This window comes from Pseudomonas imperatae, from assembly GCF_057128625.1.
The window spans coordinates 127,918-146,752 of the sequence record NZ_JBSKHP010000001.1; the positions used below are offsets into that span (position 1 = coordinate 127,918).

At 60.5% G+C, this 18,835-nt stretch carries 13 protein-coding genes; 8 read left to right on the forward strand and 5 right to left on the reverse strand.

Annotated features, from left to right (window positions below; genetic code table 11):
* Window positions 1–12: 12 nt before the first annotated feature.
* The 6 genes from ACWKWX_RS00590 to ACWKWX_RS00615 all read left to right on the forward strand — a co-directional run bounded on the left by ACWKWX_RS00590 (window position 13) and on the right by ACWKWX_RS00615 (window position 13,201).
* The gene (locus ACWKWX_RS00590; protein ID WP_483826800.1) at window positions 13–9,621 is read left to right on the forward strand and encodes a two-partner secretion domain-containing protein; all 9,609 of its coding nucleotides are present in this window, start codon (window positions 13–15) and stop codon (window positions 9,619–9,621) included.
* Between the two features lie 4 nt (window positions 9,622–9,625).
* Entirely contained in the window at window positions 9,626–10,084 is a 459-nt protein-coding gene (locus tag ACWKWX_RS00595; protein WP_483826801.1) for an SMI1/KNR4 family protein, read from the forward strand.
* A gap of 626 nt (window positions 10,085–10,710) precedes the next feature.
* Window positions 10,711–10,977: a barstar family protein gene (locus ACWKWX_RS00600; protein ID WP_483826950.1), complete on the forward strand. Its 267-nt coding sequence runs from the start codon at window positions 10,711–10,713 to the stop codon at window positions 10,975–10,977.
* Window positions 10,978–11,066: 89 nt separating this feature from the next.
* Complete coding sequence (locus ACWKWX_RS00605; RefSeq protein WP_483826802.1) at window positions 11,067–11,603, forward strand: hypothetical protein; 537 nt, start codon at window positions 11,067–11,069, stop codon at window positions 11,601–11,603.
* A 166-nt stretch (window positions 11,604–11,769) separates the two neighbouring features.
* On the forward strand, window positions 11,770–12,252 hold the full coding sequence (locus ACWKWX_RS00610; RefSeq protein ID WP_483826803.1) for a pentapeptide repeat-containing protein: 483 nt from the start codon (window positions 11,770–11,772) through the stop codon (window positions 12,250–12,252).
* 637 nt (window positions 12,253–12,889) lie between these two features.
* Complete coding sequence (locus ACWKWX_RS00615; protein ID WP_483826804.1) at window positions 12,890–13,201, forward strand: DUF3077 domain-containing protein; 312 nt, start codon at window positions 12,890–12,892, stop codon at window positions 13,199–13,201.
* A gap of 301 nt (window positions 13,202–13,502) precedes the next feature.
* Here ACWKWX_RS00615 and ACWKWX_RS00620 read toward each other — a convergent pair whose 3' ends face one another.
* The 3 genes from ACWKWX_RS00620 to ACWKWX_RS00630 form a co-directional block, all read right to left on the reverse strand.
* Window positions 13,503–13,811, reverse strand: a complete 309-nt coding sequence (locus ACWKWX_RS00620; RefSeq protein ID WP_483826805.1) for a BrnA antitoxin family protein — start codon at window positions 13,809–13,811, stop codon at window positions 13,503–13,505.
* Window positions 13,789–14,079, reverse strand: a complete 291-nt coding sequence (locus ACWKWX_RS00625) for a BrnT family toxin (RefSeq protein ID WP_483826806.1) — start codon at window positions 14,077–14,079, stop codon at window positions 13,789–13,791. The genes ACWKWX_RS00620 and ACWKWX_RS00625 overlap by 23 nt, the downstream gene beginning before the upstream one ends.
* Before the next feature lie 257 nt (window positions 14,080–14,336).
* Window positions 14,337–14,912: an RNA 2'-phosphotransferase gene (locus ACWKWX_RS00630; protein ID WP_483826807.1), complete on the reverse strand. Its 576-nt coding sequence runs from the start codon at window positions 14,910–14,912 to the stop codon at window positions 14,337–14,339.
* A gap of 220 nt (window positions 14,913–15,132) precedes the next feature.
* Here ACWKWX_RS00630 and ACWKWX_RS00635 point away from each other — a divergent pair, with 220 nt between their 5' ends.
* Window positions 15,133–15,510: a hypothetical protein gene (locus ACWKWX_RS00635; RefSeq protein WP_483826808.1), complete on the forward strand. Its 378-nt coding sequence runs from the start codon at window positions 15,133–15,135 to the stop codon at window positions 15,508–15,510.
* A 171-nt stretch (window positions 15,511–15,681) separates the two neighbouring features.
* On the opposite strand, the gene ACWKWX_RS00640 is transcribed toward ACWKWX_RS00635, so the two are convergent.
* Window positions 15,682–16,050, reverse strand: a complete 369-nt coding sequence (locus ACWKWX_RS00640) for a PilZ domain-containing protein (protein WP_416426981.1) — start codon at window positions 16,048–16,050, stop codon at window positions 15,682–15,684.
* 42 nt (window positions 16,051–16,092) lie between these two features.
* The gene (locus ACWKWX_RS00645; protein WP_483826809.1) at window positions 16,093–16,542 is read right to left on the reverse strand and encodes a methyltransferase family protein; all 450 of its coding nucleotides are present in this window, start codon (window positions 16,540–16,542) and stop codon (window positions 16,093–16,095) included.
* A gap of 218 nt (window positions 16,543–16,760) precedes the next feature.
* Here ACWKWX_RS00645 and ACWKWX_RS00650 point away from each other — a divergent pair, with 218 nt between their 5' ends.
* Window positions 16,761–18,827, forward strand: coding sequence for a carbon starvation CstA family protein (locus ACWKWX_RS00650; RefSeq protein WP_416426979.1), 2,067 nt, complete (start codon window positions 16,761–16,763; stop codon window positions 18,825–18,827).
* Window positions 18,828–18,835: the final 8 nt, after the last annotated feature.

The window sequence follows — 18,835 nt, forward strand, 5'->3', positions numbered from 1 at the left end:
CGAGTACCCGACATGGACGCCCGTCATCTTGCCTTCCTGGCCCGCCAACCTTCGGCCGCCCTGCAGCCCCGCGAACGCTTCTGGGGCCTGCCCAAGCGCGCCCTGGCGTTCCTGCTGGCCAACGTCATGTTCTGGCAGCCGCTGTGGGCCCAGGCCGAGGGCATCGTGGTCAGCGGCGCGGGCACCACGGTGGGGGCGGCGGGCAACGGCGTGCCGGTGGTCAACATCGCCGCGCCCAACGCCAGCGGCCTGTCGCACAACCAGTTCCAGGACTACAACGTCGGCAGTCAGGGCGTCATCCTCAACAACGCCACCGGCCGCACCCAGGCCACCCAGCTGGGCGGCATCATCCTGGGCAACGGCAACCTCAACGGCCACGCCGCCAGTACCATCCTCAACGAGGTCACCGGCAACAACCGCAGCCAGCTCAAGGGCTATACGGAAGTGGCCGGGCAGGCCGCGCGGGTCATCGTCGCCAACCCCTACGGCGTCACGTGCAACGGCTGCGGCTTCATCAACACTCCGCGCGCCACCCTCACCACCGGCACGCCGGTGCTCGACGGCAGCGGCCGCCTGGACCGCTTCCAGGTCGATGGCGGCGACATCAGCATCGAAGGCGCCGGCCTCGACGCTAGCAACGTCGACCGGTTCGAGCTGATCACCCGCTCCACCCAGCTCAACGCCAGGCTGTACGCCAGGAACCTGGCCGTGGTCACCGGCCGCAACGACGTCAACGCCGACACCCTGCAGGCCACCCCGCGCGCCGATGATGGCTCGGACAAACCGGCATTGGCGATCGACAGCAGCGCCCTGGGCGGCATGTACGTGGGGGCAGTAAAGCTGGTGGGCACCGAGAAGGGCGTGGGCGTGCGCCTGGCCGGCGACCTGGCGGCCAGCGCCGGCGACGTGCAGATCGACGCCAACGGCAAGCTGACCCTGGCCAACGTCAGCGCCAACGGTGCGGTGGTGGCCAAGGCCACCGCCATCGACGCCCAGGGCCCGGTGTACGCCGGCACCCGCGTTGACCTGCGCAGCGCCGGTGTAATCGACAACCGCACCAGCCTGACCGCACGTGACAGCATCACCCTCAGTGCCGACGGCAAACTGACCAACAGTGGCGTGATCGAGGCCGGCGTCAACGCCGACAACACCCGCAACAGCCAGGGCGACGTGACCCTGCACGCCGCCGAGCTCAGCAACAGCGCCAGCGTGATCGCCAGCCGCACCCTCGACGCCCGCGGCACCAAGAGCTTGCGCAACGACGGCGGGGTAATCCAGGGCCGCGACGTCAGCCTGCACAGCGCCCAGGTCACCAACAACGGCAGCAGCGCGCGCCTGCGCGGGGAAAACAGCCTCAACCTCAACACCCCGGCACTCGCCAACCTGGGCGGCCTGATTCGCTTTGGCTTCGGCCAGAATGTCGACCTCAGCCTTACAAGCCTGGACAACCGCGCCGGCCGTTTGGAAGTGGTGGGCGGGCAGTTCAAGGTAGTGGCCAGCACCTTCGACAACCGCGGCGGCAGCCTGCTGGCCGACCGCCTCGACCTCGGCGTCGGGCAACTGGACAACCGCAACGGCATCGTCTCGGCCAGCGCGGGCGCCGCCAAGGTGCAAGCCAGCACACTGCTCGACAACCAGGGCGGGCGTATCGAGGCCAGCACAAGCCTGGACGCAGGCGCCGGCACCGTCGATAACCGCGCCGGCACCCTCAGCGGTGGCGGCGTCAGCGTGGCGGCCGACAGCCTCGACAACCGCGCTGGCGGCCAGATTATCGCCACCGCCGGCAGCCTCGACCTGCGCCTGGCTCAGCGCTTCGACAACCAGGCCGGCCGCGCCCTGGCCAAGACCCTGTTCAGCCTGCAGGCCAGCGCGGTGGACAACCGCCACGGCAAACTGCAAGGCCAGGCCCTGGTGCTCGATAACACCGGCGCCGGTTTCGACAACCGCGCCGGCAGCCTGCTGTTCGATACCCTCGACCTCACCGCCAGCCACCTCGACAACCGCGACGCCGGCCTGGTCGCCGCCGGCCTCGGCGGCGCCCGCCTGGCCCTGGGCAGCCTCGCCAACAGCGGCGGGCGCCTCCAGAGCGACGCCGCCCTGCACATCAGCGCGCCGACGCTCGATAACCATGCCGGTGTCATCAGCGGCAAGGCCGTGACCCTCGTCGCCAACCAGCTGGACAACAGCGCCAAGGGCGCCGTGCTGGGCAACGGCGGCGCCGTGCGCCTGACCATCAACGGTGTGCTCGACAACGCCACTGGCGTCATCGACGCCGCCAACCAGGCCCTGTGGCTGCAAGGCTTCAACCAGCTGGACAACCGCAACGGCAGCCTCGGCGGCAACCGTGTGGAGATCAGCGGCAGCCAGCTCGACAACCGCCAGGGCGGGCAGATCCTGTCCGGTGCCGATGGCCTGCTGATCACCGCCACCAGCGTCCTCAATCAGCAGGGCCTGCTGCGCGCCCAGGGCGGCGCCCTGACCCTTGCCTTGGGCGACGGCACCCTGCAGAACCAGGGCGGCAGCGTGCTGGCCGACACCCTGGACATTACTGCCGGCAGCCTCGACAACAGCGCCGACGACAGCCGCGCCGGCATGCTCTCCAGCCTGGCCGGCAAGCTCAAGCTGGCAGTTGCCCAGCTCACCAACCGCGCCGGCAAGCTGTTCGCCAGTGGCGACCTCAGCCTCGATGGCCAGCGCCTGGACAACGGCGCCGGTGGCGAGATAAGCGGCGCCACCGTCGCCCTCAAGCTCGCCGACCAACTCAGCAACCAGGGCCTGATCGAGTCCGCCGGCGGCCTGGACCTTACTGCGGGCGACCTCAACAACAGCGGCCGCCTGCGGGCCCTGGGTGGCGCGCAAAGCCGCTTCGCCCTCGGCGGCGCGCTGGTCAACAGCGGCACCCTGCAACTGTACAGCCAGGCCTTCAGCCTGCAGGCCGCCAGCCTCGACGGCAGCCAAGGCAGCATCACCGGCACCGGCAGCGCCGATTGGCAGCTGCGCAGCATCCTTAGCGTCGGCCGCGCCCAGTTCGACGGCGCACTCAGCGTGACCAGCGGCGGCGCCCTGGCCCTGCTGGCCGGCGACCGCCTGGCCACGTCCGGCCAATTGACCCTCAACGTCGCCAGCCTGGACAACGCCGGCGAACTGGCCAGCGACCTGGACCTGGCCATGGGCCTGACCGGCGACCTGGTCAACCGCGGGCGCATCTCCAGCCAGGGCCACCTGCGGGCCAGCGCCCAAGCGTTCACGCAACTGGGTGGGCGCCTGGCCAGCGCCGGCGACACCACCCTGACGTTGAGCGGCGACCTCACCAACGACGGGCGCCTGATCGCCAGCCGCAACCTGAGCATCAGCGCCGCCAACATCACCAACAACGGCACCCTGGGCGCCAATGGCACGCTCAGCCTCAAGGTCCTGGGCGCCATCAGCAACAGCGCCGACACCCTGCTGTTCAGCGCCGGTGACATGACCCTGCGCAGCGACCGCTTCAGCAACACCTACGGCGAACTCTACAGCCAGGGCGCGCTGAGCTTCGCCGGCTACGACGGCGGCCGCGCCAGCGCCTTCAGCAACCTCTCGGGCAGCGTCGAAAGCCTGGGTGCCATGGATCTCAATGCCGTCAGCGTCGAGAACGCCAAGGCCCAGTTCGAACTGGCCAAGGCCGTCACCAGCGGCAGCCTGGAATGGCGATGCGGCCAGCACTGCGGCGGCCACGATTCCTTCAAGCGCGGCGCCATCACCATCACCAAGACCCTCGACGAGAGTGTACTGGTGGACTCGCCCATGGCCCGCCTTGTGGCTGGCCAAGGCATGAACCTCAACGCCAGCGACGTGCAGAACCGCTACAGCCTGATGGCCGCCAACGGCAACCTCACCATCAACGCCGACAACCTCCTTAACCAGGGCGCCTCGTCGCGTGGCGGCAGCCAGGTCATCGTCATCAGCACCCCGGCGCGCATCGGCACCGGCTACTGGGACCAGATGGAATTCATCGACGTGCCGGCGTTCAACGCCGCCGTCGCCGCCGGCAACTTCGACCTGGCCCGCTTCAACGAACTGATCGCCCGTTCCAGCGACAGCCGCTTCCGGCAGGACAGCGACGTCACCACCTGGAACCCCGACGCCAGCCACAACTACACCAGCACCCTGCAGGCGGGCGGCAGCGTGGCGCTGAACGTCACCACGCAGATCCAGAACGGCACCCTGCTGGAACAGACCCAGGCGCAGCTCACCGGCCACCTGGACAGCGAGGCCACCCAGCGGGTCGGTGCCGTCGAGATCCAGCTCAGCCCCGAGCACAGCAGCGCCACGCCGCTGCAAGCCAAGGACGTGCAGCGCGTGGAGCGCATTGACGCCGACGGCACGGTGCGCGTCAGCTACATTCCGGTGGACTTCACCGGCGTGCCGTTCGCCGCCGTCGACCCTACTGCCTCCAGCAGCTTCCGCCTGCCCCAGGGCCAGTACGGCCTGTTCGTGCCCAGCCAGAACCCGCACAGCCAGTACCTGATCGAGACCAACCCCAATCTTACCGACCCGAGCAAGTTCATGAGCTCGGACTACCTGCTGGGCCAGATCGGCTACAGCAGCGACGAAGCCGCCCGCCGCCTGGGCGACGGCCGCTACGAGACCCGCCTGATCAGCGACGCCGTGGTGGCCCGCACCGGCCAGCGCTTCCTGGCCGCCAGCCTGACCAGCGACTACGACCAGTACCGCTACCTGATGGACAACGCCCTGGCCAGCAAGGCCGCGCTCAACCTCAGCGTGGGCGTGGGCCTGAGCGCCCAGCAGGTCGCGGCCCTGACCCACGACATCGTGTGGATGGAAAACCGCGTCATCGACGGCCAGAGCGTGCTCGTGCCGGTGCTGTACCTGGCCCAGGCCGACAGCCGCAACGTCAACGGCGGCGCGCTGATCCAGGGCCGTGACCTGAAGCTGTTGGCCGGCACCGACCTGGTCAACGTGGGCACCCTGAGTGCCAGCAATGACCTCAGTGCGAGCGTAGGCGGGAGCGTCTACAACGGCGGGGTTGCAGAGGCCAATGAGCGCTTGAGCCTGTTGGCGCAGGACAGTATTCGCAATGCGCTGGCGGGGGATATTCGTGGCAAGCAGGTTGATCTGGTCACGCTCAAGGGCGACATCGTCAATGACCGCACGGCGATTGCGGTGCGTGATGGGGCGGGGATGCGGACCGTTACGGATGAGGGGGGGCGGATAACGGCGGGGAATGCCCTGAATGCTACCGCTGGCCAGGATCTCACCAACCTTGGGGCGATCAGTTCCGAAGGCAATGCCAACCTGCAAGCCGGGCGCGATATCAATTTGCGCGCGGTACAGGACGTCAGCGAGAAGCACGAATCCCACAACGGCGGCCACAATTCCAGTATCACCCACGTTGTGGATAACCTCGCTTCCACGGTGACCGCCAAAGGCAACCTGGCCCTGGATGCAGGCCGAGACCTGAACGTCGTCGCCAGTAAAGCCAACGCCGAGAAAGACCTGCAGGCCACCGCCAGCCGCGACATCAATCTGCTGTCGGCGGGCGATGTCCAGGACGTGCACTCGTTCAGCAAAAGCGGGCACAAACGCGTCTCCCGGGAAAACAACCAGACCCAGCAGCAAGCGGGTGAGTTGAGCGCGGGCGGTAACGTTGTCGCGGTAGCCACCAATACCATGACTCTGGTTGCCAGCAAGATTACTGCTGGCGACGAGGCGTACCTGTATGCCGGCAAACAAGTAAGCGTACTGGCGGGGGAGAACAGCACTTCCACCCTTTACGACATGACCAAGAAGAGCCGTACCAGCAAGAAAAGCCAGCTGGACCTGGTCACCAACACCACCAACGCTGGCAGCGCCGTCACCAGCGGGCAGGGCACCACGGTCGTTTCCGGGCAAGACCTGCTGATCAGAGGCAGTGAAGTGTCGGCTGACAAAGGCGATGTACGCCTGCAAGCGGTCAACGACGTGGCGATCGTTGCTGGTGAAGACACCACCACTGCCCGCCACGAGAAGAGCAGCAGCAAAAGCAGCTGGGGCGGCCTCAGGGCCAGCAAGATCAAGGACAAGGTCAACGAACACCAGACCAGTGCCGCAGGCAGCCTGGTCTCTGGCGACACGGTGAATGTGACGGCCGGACGGGATGCAGCTATCACTGGTTCCTCGCTGGTCAGCACCGACGATATCAACGTGCTGGCCGGGCGTGACCTGACCGTGGACGCCGCCGAAAATACCTTCCAGCGCACGGAGTATCACAAGCAAAAAAGCCGTGACCTGACGGGCATCGCCACCGCCAACATGGGCGGGCTCGATGACATCACCGGCAACCTTCACCTGTCCATCGGCAGTCAGAAACATACCGGCAACGCCAGCGAAACCACCTTGACCGGTAGCACCATTGGCTCAAGCGCAGGCGACGTCAACCTCAGTGCGGGGCGAACGCTGAGCGTGGTTGGCAGCGATCTTGTCAGCACCAAGGACATGACCCTGACCGGTGCCGATGTGCGGATCGCGGCAGGTATGGAGACCGGCAAGCAAGGCAGCGTCGATACCTCCAGCAGCCTTGCCGTGGGCAGGGTAATTGGCGGTACGGTCATCGACACCGTCAAGAGTATCCGCAACGACGTTCAGGCTGCTCGCCAGGCTGACGACAAGCGCCTGGCCGCAGTAAAGGGCGCGCAGGCGGCACTGTCGCTCTATAACGCCGTGGGCAATTCCAGCGCCGGCGCGGCGAACGAGTCCGATGGTCGGCCAGCCAACAGTGGCGGTTCGCTGATCAAGATCGGCACTGAACTGGCGTCCACCCATAGCAAAAGCACCAGCGATTACGAAAGCCAGACGGCCAAATCGTCGACGGTGACCAGTGGCGGCAATCTGGCCGTCATCGCAACCGGCGACCAGGCGGACGCGAAGGGTGACATCGACATCCTCGGCAGTCAGCTCAAGGCTGAGCAGACGCTGCTGATGGCCAAGAACAACATCAACCTGGAAAGCCAGCAGAACACCCAGGAATGGAGCAATCACGACACCCACAGCAAGCTGGCCATTGGCGCCAGTTTCAACATAGGCTCGCAGAATGGCTTTACCCTCGACCTGGGCGCTCAGGCGGCGAAAGGCTTGGGGACTGGCAGTGAAGTAACCCAGGTCAACACGACCGTCGACACCTCTGAGTTGACAGTGCGCAGCGGCCGGGACACTACGCTGGCGGGTGCGCAGGTACGTGCAGACAGCATCAACGCTGACATTGGCGGCAACCTCAATATCGCGTCTCGCCAGGACGAGTCAGACAGCAAGAACAAACAAACCAGCGGTGGCTTTGGCGGCAGCATCTGTGTACCGCCGTTCTGCTATGGGGCCACGGTTACCGCCAGCGGCAACCTGGCAGCAAGCAACACCAAGTCTGATTACGCTGCGGTCACGGAGCAGACGGGGCTGTTCGCTGGCACGGGTGGCTACGACATTCATGTAGGCGGGACTACCCGCCTGGATGGTGCTGTCATCGCCAGCGAGGCTACGCCGGACAAAAACCGCCTTGATACTGATCGGTTGATTGTCAGCGATATCAAGAACAAGAGCGAAGCCAAAAGCTCTGCGGCTGGGATCAGCCTTTCCTACAACGGTAGTGACAACCGTGGGCCCGCCGACCCGACGGCTGGAAATACTGGCAACAGCCTTCTCGGCAAGAATTCTCCCCGCGCCGAGACGAGTTCCGGCGTAGGGAGGGCGGTCCCCTTGTTGCTTTCCGACAAAGACAGCAGCGCTACCCGGAGTGCGATCAGCGAAGGCACGATCGTCGTCCGGAACCCGGAAGGCGCCAATGATCTTGTTGGTTTGAATCGTGACACGGCCCATGCCAATGAACAGCTGGATCGCCCGGATGAGAAGGCGTTACTGGAACGTATCGATCTGATCCAGAGCACCGTGCAACTGGGTCAAAGCGTGATAGAAACGGTGGCGGCTGCAAAGCGCAAAGACGCAGAGGAGCAGAGGAAAAAAGCCACAACCGAAGCGGAAAAAGTGGCAGCTACCGCCGCTGTTGAAGATGCCAACGCTTGGTCTGTGGGGGGAGACAAACGCCTATTGGCGGATGTAGCCACTGGTTTGATTGCCGCTGGATTAGGTGGAGCTGGCGGTGCAACAGGTGTTGGTATTCTCGCCAATACCACGTCGGCTGATACCTACCAGGCCATTGGCAATTATGCCGACAGGCAGTCACGTCTTGCTCAGGATGAGACCACACGAGCAGCGTGGGCAGAAGGTGGATCGGCGCGGGCGTTGATGCACGCGCTGGCGGGGGCACTGCAAGGGCTGTCGAGTGGTAACGCCTTGGCAGGTGCATCGGGCGCTGCGGCCTCCGAAATGCTGATGCCTGTCATAGACAAGGCGTTGGCTGACAGCGGTTACTCCGCCACAGACAGAGCATCGTTGACGACACTGATCGCGGCGGGCGTAGGCGCCGGCGCAGCAGCCGCAACGAATGGGGGAACTGCCGCCCAGGCAGTCGGAGCCAAGACGGCAACAGGCGTAGACCTCTACAACCGCAAGCTACATCAGCAACAGGAGGTGGCGGTACTCAAGCAGAAAGCTGAAGAGCTCAAAGCTACCGTCGCATTGAAATCGGATGTCAGCTGGGAAGATCTGCTGCTATTGGCTGGCGGCGCAGCGGTAGATGCCAAGGATCAGCAGCGTTTGTTGGGCATTCTGCGTATGGCCGACGGCAACGATCCGGAGTCGCTGAACTTCCTTGCGGACTTCGATCAAGCGATGAAGGTCATCAACGACCTGGCAGCGCAGCGCATCCCCCTGACCTGGGCCAACGGGCAGCCGATCATCGCAGATGGTAAACCTGTGTACGCGTTCAGCGCCACCGAGGAGCAGTTCAATGACTCGGGGTTGTTTGATGCGACGACGCTCTACGGGCAGGGTGCGATATACGACCAGTGGCGTCGGTTCGGTCAGGCGCAGACGGCTGCGCACTCGAGTGAGCTGTCTGGAGCCTCAAGTTACCCCAGCCTCGTAGAAGGAGCGGCTGAGCGGGCGACAGGGCCTGCGATGAAAGGTATCAACACCATCGCGCCGGAGTTGGATGCGCTGATGGTTATTGCTCCGGGGTTGAGGGGGGCGAAGCTTGCAGCTGACGCGGTGATGGCGCGGTTGGCGGGTAAGCGGGGGCAGGGTTTGATTGAGGCCGGGGCGAGTGATACCGTCGCCTCGACTGGGGTTAGTTCTGCGTCCGAAGCAACGTCAATATTTGCTCAGCAGAGAAAATTTTGGTCTAAAGACCCCATTGAGTTCAACGGAAACAGGGTTTACCAAAGGGATGACCTCTTTGATCCAAACCTAATAACGTCTTGGCGAGAGCGAGGAAAAGTAGTGACTGGAACCAATATTGAGCGTATGGCCACCGGTCGGGCTCCTATTGGGCTGGATGGTAAGTCGGTTAATCTACATCATATGACTCAGACTCAGTCGGGGGCCATCGCAGAGATGACACAGACCTTCCATCAGACTAATAGCAAGGTTATCCACATTAATCCGAATACCATGCCTTCCGGGATCGATAGGCCCATGTTTGATAAGTGGAAGGACAGCTATTGGCAGCAGCGTGCTGCCGGATTGAGGGAGTAAATATATGGAAGCCATGGCCGAAAAGGTTAAATGTCTAATCGCCGGACATCCAGAAATCATCAATTTCGGGTCTGAAAATGATTATGTCGGCGATGACTGGGTGGAGAGGGCGGAAAGTGTATTAGGGTATCCATTATCTCCATCCTATCTTTGGTTTTTACAAAATTATGGTGGGGGAGAGATAGGGTCTGAAGAGATTTATAGTATATATGGGATGGAGTTTGACGGCGTCTGTGGGGGGGACATCGTTTATCACCACATCATAGGGCGGAACGCCGGGTGGGACACGTCTAAGCTGCTTGTAAGTGAAACCGATTTTGGTGAGTCGTTTATGTTTGATTGCTCTTCGGTTTTCGAAGGGGAGTACCCAGTACTGCAACGGCTGCCATCTGGGGAGTTAATCCATTATGCGACTGATTTTTACGGGTTTTTATACAAAAGAATTTTGGCGCATGTATCGTGATTGTTTGAGCTAAGTTGGGTTTTTTGACGGGGTTGTGCTGGACGAATTAAAAAGTTGAATGGATGAAGTCACTGGGATTAGTTCAAAGCAAGGGGGGAGCGTCCGCGACCCTTAGTGAGCTTCTCGGGAGCCCTGGTGTTTTGGCACACGAAAACGCTTCGGTCTGGTGTGATATCCGACCAATGGCGTCGACTCGATCAGGTGCAGGCGGCTGCGGACTAAAGTGAAGTGTATAGGCCTAAGGTAGCCCAGTGCTGCAGATGCTAATCTGGGTGTGGTGTTGATGCTTAAAACGAGGCGTCAGCATTGGTGGATACGCTGTAAGAGTTAATGAAGTCGCATACAGTCGGTGGCTGGAAAGATTTTGTGCTTGCAATGGGTTAAGGTGGTGGGCCAAGTATGAAATTTAACGTCTAAATGATGTCAGCAGGGCAGGGCGGTTGGGATGTATGTGAGAGCGGAGCTTGGCTGTGTATTAAAATACATTCTTTGGTGAGGTGAAAGCTTTGTGGCGTGATACGTTGGAAAAGCCTTCCGCAACATCGGTGCATTTTTGTTGTTCCGAAGAATTTGACTTGTTGGTCTCAAGCGGATTGCAGTTGTACGTGGCCACGTTGGTAGAGGATGTGAGTAGTCAGGCCCTTTTCGGAATAGTCGCTGAGGTATTGAGATTTCCTGCATGTTTCGGAAGTAATTGGGACGCTTTAGATGACTGCCTTACGGATTTGGAATGGTTAGCTCCAGTTGGGATAGTATTAGCTCTTCGAGATGCAAATAGGGCATGCGTGGAAAATTCGCTTGCGCTCAGGCGTTTCTTGGCGTCATGGTCGGAGGCGAATGAGTTTTGGCTTGAAGCAAATCGACCTTTTCATCTGCTATTTGTATGCAAGTAAGTTTTTAAAGCATCGATGGGGTGAGTGTGCAGCATTTAAACGCCGCTTTTCGCCGCTCGAATTATTGGTGGAGGGAAATAGGTGAGGGAATGAATGTTTACCACAAGGCATATATTTTTGATTTGAAGAGTTTTTCCCAAGAGCTAGCCCCATTAATCACCGCGGCGCTTCGAACGGGAGAGTTGAAAGAGCTTAGGGCTTTTATCCGTCTTAATGTGGGATCGTTGGTGGATCCGTATGAAGGTGAGCGTCTAGATGACCAGTGGGAACAGCTCTTAGAGTATGAGGACGCGCATCAGTTAGGCGATTTTGCGCTGACTAAATATTACTCTCCTTTGGAGGAACGGGGGGCTGGAGAAGTCTGGGGTAAATATTTTTATGATTATGATGGTTATGCTGAAGGGCTCCCGTTTTTGGGTCGTGTCCTAGGAGCTGCAACTGAACCGTTTGATCCTGGAAAAATGGGCTCTTATTTTCAAGGCCCAAGTGACGTGTCTGTAAGCTTGGGCTTGCTCCGTGCTAGTGATGTCGAAATGTCGACAGAGGATGAAAATGTTTTGGAAGTTTATTATGAGTTGCTTCAGGAGGCACTTGAAAAGTCGTTGGGGATCTACGTCACATTTTGAGGTTGGGATGGCTAGCAAGTGATTGTAGATGGTAATCATCGTTATATCGCAGCAAAGGTGCTTGGGCTGGAACCAGATAAAGTGCCGGGAGCACTCTCGCCTAGCAAAGCGGTAGGACGCGTCCTATCGGTGAGATAAATATCGACCCGTTTGATTGGGGTAACAAATGATTATTATAGAGCGTGAGGGGCGGGCCAGTATCGAATTGGCCTGTGAGTCTGTGAGGAAGGCCGATTTTACAAGCCTTGATTTGCATAGGGCCATTCTTGAAGGGGTGGATGCGGGTTATGCAAATTTCTCTAAGGCAGACTTGCGAAATGCGACCTTTGATCGGGCTGAGTTGGTAGGGGCTGATTTTCAAGGAACAGCGCTTATGAACTCAAGCTTTAGGCACTCAAAGCTGAAAAATTGCAATTTTTTGGGGGCGATCGCAGTATTCGCAGACTTTTCAGAAAGTGATCTAGCACTCGCCAATTTGTCCGGGGCTGATGTCGCAGGGGCAAGCTTTGAGTTTGCAAATCTTTGTGGTGCTAACTTGGGATTTTTTAGGTGGGAGGGTGCAATATTTCAAGGCGCTTTGTTTGACGATAAAACAATATGGCCTTCGGCTTTGAGTCCGCTATCGCAAGGCGCACTCAAAATAGGTTGAGGATAGTGGTGGGTTTTCTATGTTAAGGAATTATTGAGAGGTGATGATGAGTTTAATGGTTTTCTGACTTCTATGGGTGGAGGGGGTACTTTAGATCCCGTTTTCCTGAGGAGAAAAGTATTCTACCCTGGGCGGTTACGGACAATGGCGAAACGCTGGTGTGGATAGTCTACGGCGACCCTGACAGTTGGAGGGTAGGTGTGCATAGCGTTGATCAGGGTACGGAGGAGATTTATCCAGTGGGTTGTGTTGAGTTCTCGTCATGTTGCTTTCCAAAAAAATAATCACCCATTTATTGCCTGCTGATTTTCAGGGCGTCGCAGGGCGTGTTAATTTTGAGCCTTCCGCGTGAGTGGTTCACTCGATGTACGCCAGGTGTGCCTCCGTGCTATCGAGCAATGAAGCCGGCCCTTGGCGCATAAGTTTTTTTTCTTGAGTATCTGCAGAAGGTAGGCTTGCCAGCAGACTTCTCCAGGTTGATACAGGCGATGTAGGACGTTTCCGATTTCCTTAGGCCCGCCCCTATTCGCTTGCGATTGAGGACGGTGATCCCTACGCTATCCACCGCCGCTCCCCATGGAGTAGCCGGTTTTGACAGGCCGACCAGATCAAGGCTCTCTCTCATGGAGCTTTACTGATGGATATCGATACAACCCTGTTCTCTTCATTGCCACGCTGCGACGGTGCTGGTTCGGTCACGCTCCCGAAACCCTTTGGGCAGACCGATGGTTTCGAGCGACCAATGTTTAATGTCTGCGCTGGCGTACAAGCCGGGGATGCGTTGGTTCATGCATCCCATCTGCTCAAGTGTGCCTATGCGACTGCTTATGAGCTGACTGACAACGGTGATGGCGATACTGGCTTGGTGTGGGCGACGCTTGAGCTGATGTCGAGTGCGCGTGCCTTGGTGGATGCTGTGGCGGAGGGCATTGAAGCTCAAGGCCGCTGATGCTCATGCGCATGTCGGGCTTTCCGTGGTCAACAGGCCGACCGGCATACCCCGGGCCGGGGGTATTGGCTTGGATACTTCAAGCCTGACCTGCCCATTGAGCTGAAGCGGTGCCTAGATCACTCATGGGCCGTAGCAGAGAGGGGCGCGGCAGCGTCGCCCTCCTCGGTTCATGAGTGGGCCCTTACGCAAAACGAGCGCTCTCTCTGCAGTTACAGCTAGCCAAATCAAAGTTTCAGGGCTTCTCGCTCCATTCCGCTCGAAGCACTGATTCCGGCCACTCCTGCATTGGATGAAAGCGTCAGCGCACCAGATCCACTGGAGAGTGATCCGTAAGCCAGTCTGCCAACGCGGCATTGACCCGGGTCTGCCACCCCGGCCCTGACGCCCGAAATGCCTCCAGCACAGCCGCATCCAACCGAAGGTTTACGTGCTCTTTGCACACCTCGGCTTTCGGCCGACCGCGCTTGGGTTTCAGCATTTCACGTGCTTGCAGTGCCCCAAATAGCTCAGGAAGCACTTCACTGGCGGGCCTGGCCTGCGCGAAGTCGGCGTCGGACCATTCAGGGCTGACTGCATCCGGTTGGTCAGATTTGGTGGACTTGTGCATAGCCTCGAACCTCTCGTTTGTTTGCCTTGCGGAGGCTGATGACGTGCACCGTGTTATCGCGCGGTGTGAAGATCAGCACGTGCAAACGTGTGTGGATAAACCCAATTGCCTGGTAACGCGGTTCGGCGTAGTCGAACCTGAGATCCTGCCGCACCTGGGCAGTTGACCAGTCGAACTCCTGGGCGCTATCAAACGATATTTCACGCTCTGCCAGGTTAGGGGCGCTCTTTCCTGGATCGTACGGAAATCGCACAGTTAATGTAGCCACGATAATTATTTCGGCAAGCGATGATCGTGGTCGCGAGGTGTGGGCGCAAGAGGCTAAAACGTTTAGAAACAGAAGGTGAGAGGGAGGGAGGTAGACCTGCCGCAAAGATGGGGGAGCGCGTTAATTGTTCCGGACGCAGGTGCACGCTTGGCATGGGCTGCGGGACTGCTGGCCAGCGCAGCCTGGCGGCAGCGGCTACAGAACTTGCTTGGGGTGGGGGATGCGCGGAGAAACTGGCGGCGGATTTTCATAACCCGTCAGCCTTGGCTTGGTTCCGCCTTTTCCGTGTCCAGCCTCAGAAATTGCGCAGGCACGCGTTCCACCAACCACACCCCATTCTCAGCCCGAAAGAACGTGAAGCCCTGCTGCCGCATCGCCTGTGTCTCGATGCGCAGCACCACAGGCTTGCCATAGCGCTGCCCCACGGCCGCTGCCGTAGTGATGTCTTCAGCCAGGTGCACGTGGTGGCGCGCGCCCGCGATCAGGCCTTGTTCGCGGATGGAGTCCAGAAAGCGGGTGGCGGTGCCGTGGTAGAGCACGGTTGGTGGCTCTTGTGCTTCTAGCTGCAGGTTGACGCTGGTGGTGGAGTGGCCTTGCACGGCGCGTATGCGCTGGCCGTCGCTGGACAGGGCGAAGCGTTTTTTGTCGCTGGTGTCGACTACGGCTTGGATCTGGTCTCGGTTCAGGGTGCGGCCCTGGGTGGCTGCGCCGCGGATGAGTTGGTCGAGGTCGGCCCAACCTTCGCTGTCCAGGGTAAGGCCGATGGCTTGGGGCTCGTGGCGTAGGACGTAGCTGAGGAATTTGCTGAGGTCGTTGAGGGCGGTGCTGTTCATGGGGCTTCCTGCCTAGGGGGCTGGGTGATGGGATATCCAGTGGGAAGGTTTCCCTACGGTTTGTAGGAGGCTTCCGGTTTTGTTCGGATGGCTGGAATGAGCGTTTCGAAGAATCTATTGGAGGTGTTCGCAGGCTCAGTTAACGCGCCAGCGCACTAGATCCACGAGAAATGGTCCGTAATCCAGTCATTCAGCTGAATGTATTTACTAGAGATGAGCAATGACAAAATGGGATGGGTACCTGGATGCGTTGCAAGTCGCGAAGGGGCTGTACGAATTCGCTATGTCGGAGCGGAACTATAGCAGTCTGGCAGCATTCCATTTTGTCAGCGATGAAATGGATTGCTCTGGCGGCCCTGGCTCAACTTTGATGTCTTTGTTTTTCTGGGTTTCTATTTTCAAGGTTGGATTTGATCGCGGGTTGAGCGTGGTAGGAGGTGATGAGTATTTTTTGGAAATATGCTCCGATTTGAAGGCCTCGCTCAGCGAATTTGTACTACAAGGCACTGATAAAAACAGATTTGATTCCATTGAGTTGAGTGTTTTCTCTTCAGATAGTGCGTTCGTCCTTTGCAAGCTTGATGAGACTGGTGTGTAGCGGCACGGTTGCAGTGGCTTCGGGCATTCTCGCGCTCCAGGCAGCCGGCAGGTAGGTGTGCATGGCGCAGAGAGCGCTGATGTAACCGGTGCCGAAGATTGAGTCTATGGTGAGGCAACTGGCCAGCGCAGCCTGGCGGCAGCGGCTACAGTCCCGGGAGCAGTTTCCCCCTCAAACCTCCACCAACGCCCCCAACTCCCGCTCCAGCTCCTCCATATCCCCCAGGTTCAACTCGATGATCCGGCGCAAATGGCCAATATCTTCCAGGCCAATGTGCAGGCAGGCGAACCCCAGGTGCCCATGCTCTTCATGGCGCAATTCCGCGTCCATGCGCACTTCGATCAGGTCGGTGAGGTGGATGTTGATCTGGAAGTGCTTGCGCGGGTCGACGTCCCAGTGGTCGGGCCGCTGGATCAGGGCGCCGCGCAGGGACAGGTCGATGAGTTTCACCGACCAGTTGCGGTCGCCCTGGCTGATCTGGGTCTTGGCGTCGAAGGCGACGCGCTTGAAGCGGCGGCGCTCGTCGTGGGTATCGGTCATGGCTGCGGCCCTCTGCGATTCCCCTGACTATAGCTTAGTGTCTCAAAGCCATCTTCGAACCCGTCGACAATACTGACGATAGGTGTCGCCGAACTGTTGCTCCAGCTGCGCCTCGTCCGGGCGGATGACGGCGCGGTTCATGATGGCGATCAGGACGGGCAGCAGCAGCCATGGCCACAGGCTGCTCAGCAGCACGCCGATGCCGGCGTAGGCCAGGGTGTCGCCCAGGTTCACCGGGTTGCGTGACACGGCGAAGGGGCCGTGCTGCAGCAATTGGTCCGGCTGTTCGAAGTTGCTGGGGCTGGTGGCCTGGCGCTTGAAGCGCAGCATGGCCCAGAACGACAGGCCCTGGCCCAGCACTATCAGGGCCACGCCGGTGGCGCGGGTCCAACTGGTGTCGGGCACGGGCATGGGCAGGGCGTAGCTCAACGCGATGGCCACGGCGATGAAGGTCAGGTACAGCAGCGGCGGTGGAAACGGAGCCTTGGGCATGGGGGCATTCCTGTGCGGGGGCTTACTTATTGCGACCGGCGTTTGGCCGCGGTGTTCACTGGTCTGCTGGTGCTTGCCAAGTGCCACGCAAGGGCGGATAAAAATGATGGTCGTCCTGTAAAAGAAGGCTCTAGACCAACGTAAGGGGTGGTCTTTCCGTGCAGTCTCGCTAGACTCGCAGGGCTGACTTTCGTATCCACTTGGTTGGAATAAAAAAAATGAACAACAACAATAGTCCGCTCCGCCATCTGCCATGGCTGATCGTGGCAGTACTGGGAGCGTGCGCCCTCGGCGTCGTGGCGTTGCGCCGCGGCGAAGCGGTCAACGCACTGTGGATTGTGGTGGCGGCGGTGGCTATCTATCTGGTTGCCTATCGTTACTACAGCCTCTTCATCGCCAACACCGTGATGCAGCTCGACCCGCGTCGGGCCACGCCGGCGGTGCTCAACAATGACGGGTTGGACTATGTGCCGACCAACAAGCACATCCTCTTTGGTCACCACTTTGCCGCCATCGCTGGCGCAGGGCCGCTGGTGGGCCCGGTGCTGGCCGCGCAGATGGGCTACCTGCCCGGCACGCTGTGGCTGATTGCCGGCGTGGTGCTGGCCGGCGCGGTGCAGGACTTCCTGGTGCTGTTCATGTCCACGCGGCGCAACGGGCGCTCGCTGGGGGACATGGTGCGTGAGGAGATGGGCCGCATTCCCGGCACCATCGCCCTGTTTGGCTGCTTCCTGATCATGATCATCATCCTCGCGGTGCTGGCGCTGATCGTGGTCAAGGCCCTGGCCGACAGCCCATGGGGCATGTTCACGGTGATGGCGACCATCCCGATCGCGATGTTCATGGGCGTGTACATGCGCTATATCCGCCCGGGCCGCATCGGCGAGATCTCGATCATCGGCGTGTTGCTGCTGCTGGGCTCGATCTGGCTGGGGGGCCAGATTGCCGCTGATCCGGCGTGGAACAAAATCTTCAGCTTCACCGGCATCCAGATCACCTGGATGCTGATCGGCTACGGCGCGGTGTCGGCGGTGCTGCCGGTATGGCTGGTGCTGGCGCCACGTGACTACCTGTCGACCTTCCTGAAGATCGGCACCATCATTGCCTTGGCGATCGGCATCCTGATCACCACCCCGGTGCTGAAAATGCCGGCGCTGACCCAGTTCATCGACGGCACCGGCCCGGTGTGGAAGGGCGGCCTGTTCCCGTTCCTGTTCATTACCATTGCCTGTGGCGCGGTGTCGGGTTTCCACGCGCTGATTGCCTCGGGCACCACGCCCAAGCTGCTGGATAACGAAACCAATGCCCGCTACATCGGTTACGGCGGCATGCTGATGGAGTCCTTCGTGGCGATCATGGCCATGGTGGCTGCCTCGGTGATCGAGCCAGGCGTGTACTTCGCCATGAACAGCCCGCCCGCCGTGGTCGGTACTGACGTGGTGGCGGTGGCGACCGCCGTCAGCAACTGGGGCTTTGCCATTACCCCGGACGCCCTGACGGCCGTGGCCCATGACATTGGCGAGAACACCATCCTGGCCCGTGCCGGTGGCGCGCCGACCCTGGCCGTGGGTATCGCGCAGATCCTGCACCACGTGCTGCCGGGTGAGAACACCATGGCGTTCTGGTACCACTTCGCGATCCTGTTCGAGGCGCTGTTCATCCTCACCGCGGTGGACGCCGGCACCCGTGCCGGGCGCTTCATGCTGCAGGACCTGCTGGGCTCGTTCGTGCCGGCGCTGAAGCGCACCGAGTCGTGGACCGCCAACATCATCGGCACCGCCGGTTGCGTGGCGCTGTGGGGTTACCTGCTGTATCAAGGCGTGGTCGACCCGCTGGGCGGCATCAACACCCTGTGGCCGCTGTTCGGTATCTCCAACCAGATGCTGGCCGGTATCGCGCTGATGCTGGGCGTGGTGGTGCTGATCAAGATGAAGCGCCAGCGCTACATCTGGGTGCCGCTGATTCCCGCTGTGTGGCTGCTGATCTGCACCACTACCGCAGGCTTCATCAAGCTGTTCGACGCCAACCCGGCCATCGGTTTCCTGGCCCTGGCGAAGAAGTACAGCGCGGCGCTGGACGCCGGGCAGATCGTTGCCCCGGCCAAGGACATCAACCAGATGCAGCACGTGATCTTCAACGCGTACACCAACGCGGCGCTGACCGGGCTGTTCCTGTTCGTGGTGTTCGCGATCCTGTTCTATGCCATCAAGGTCGGTATCGCGGCCTGGGGCAAGACCGAGCGCACCGACAAGGAATCGCCTTTCCAGGCGGTCCCGGACGCGTGATGAACGAG

Bases quoted from the DNA above. Each gene is read 5' to 3' on its own strand.
- ACWKWX_RS00590 (WP_483826800.1), top strand. From the start codon at position 13: ATGGACGCCCGTCATCTTGCCTTCCTGGCCCGCCAACCTTCGGCCGCC.
- ACWKWX_RS00595 (WP_483826801.1), top strand. From the start codon at position 9,626: ATGGAAGCCATGGCCGAAAAGGTTAAATGTCTAATCGCCGGACATCCA.
- ACWKWX_RS00605 (WP_483826802.1), top strand. From the start codon at position 11,067: ATGAATGTTTACCACAAGGCATATATTTTTGATTTGAAGAGTTTTTCC.
- ACWKWX_RS00610 (WP_483826803.1), top strand. From the start codon at position 11,770: ATGATTATTATAGAGCGTGAGGGGCGGGCCAGTATCGAATTGGCCTGT.
- ACWKWX_RS00615 (WP_483826804.1), top strand. From the start codon at position 12,890: ATGGATATCGATACAACCCTGTTCTCTTCATTGCCACGCTGCGACGGT.
- ACWKWX_RS00620 (WP_483826805.1), bottom strand. From the start codon at position 13,811: ATGCACAAGTCCACCAAATCTGACCAACCGGATGCAGTCAGCCCTGAA.
- ACWKWX_RS00630 (WP_483826807.1), bottom strand. From the start codon at position 14,912: ATGAACAGCACCGCCCTCAACGACCTCAGCAAATTCCTCAGCTACGTC.
- ACWKWX_RS00635 (WP_483826808.1), top strand. From the start codon at position 15,133: ATGACAAAATGGGATGGGTACCTGGATGCGTTGCAAGTCGCGAAGGGG.
- ACWKWX_RS00640 (WP_416426981.1), bottom strand. From the start codon at position 16,050: ATGACCGATACCCACGACGAGCGCCGCCGCTTCAAGCGCGTCGCCTTC.
- ACWKWX_RS00645 (WP_483826809.1), bottom strand. From the start codon at position 16,542: ATGCCCAAGGCTCCGTTTCCACCGCCGCTGCTGTACCTGACCTTCATC.
- ACWKWX_RS00650 (WP_416426979.1), top strand. From the start codon at position 16,761: ATGAACAACAACAATAGTCCGCTCCGCCATCTGCCATGGCTGATCGTG.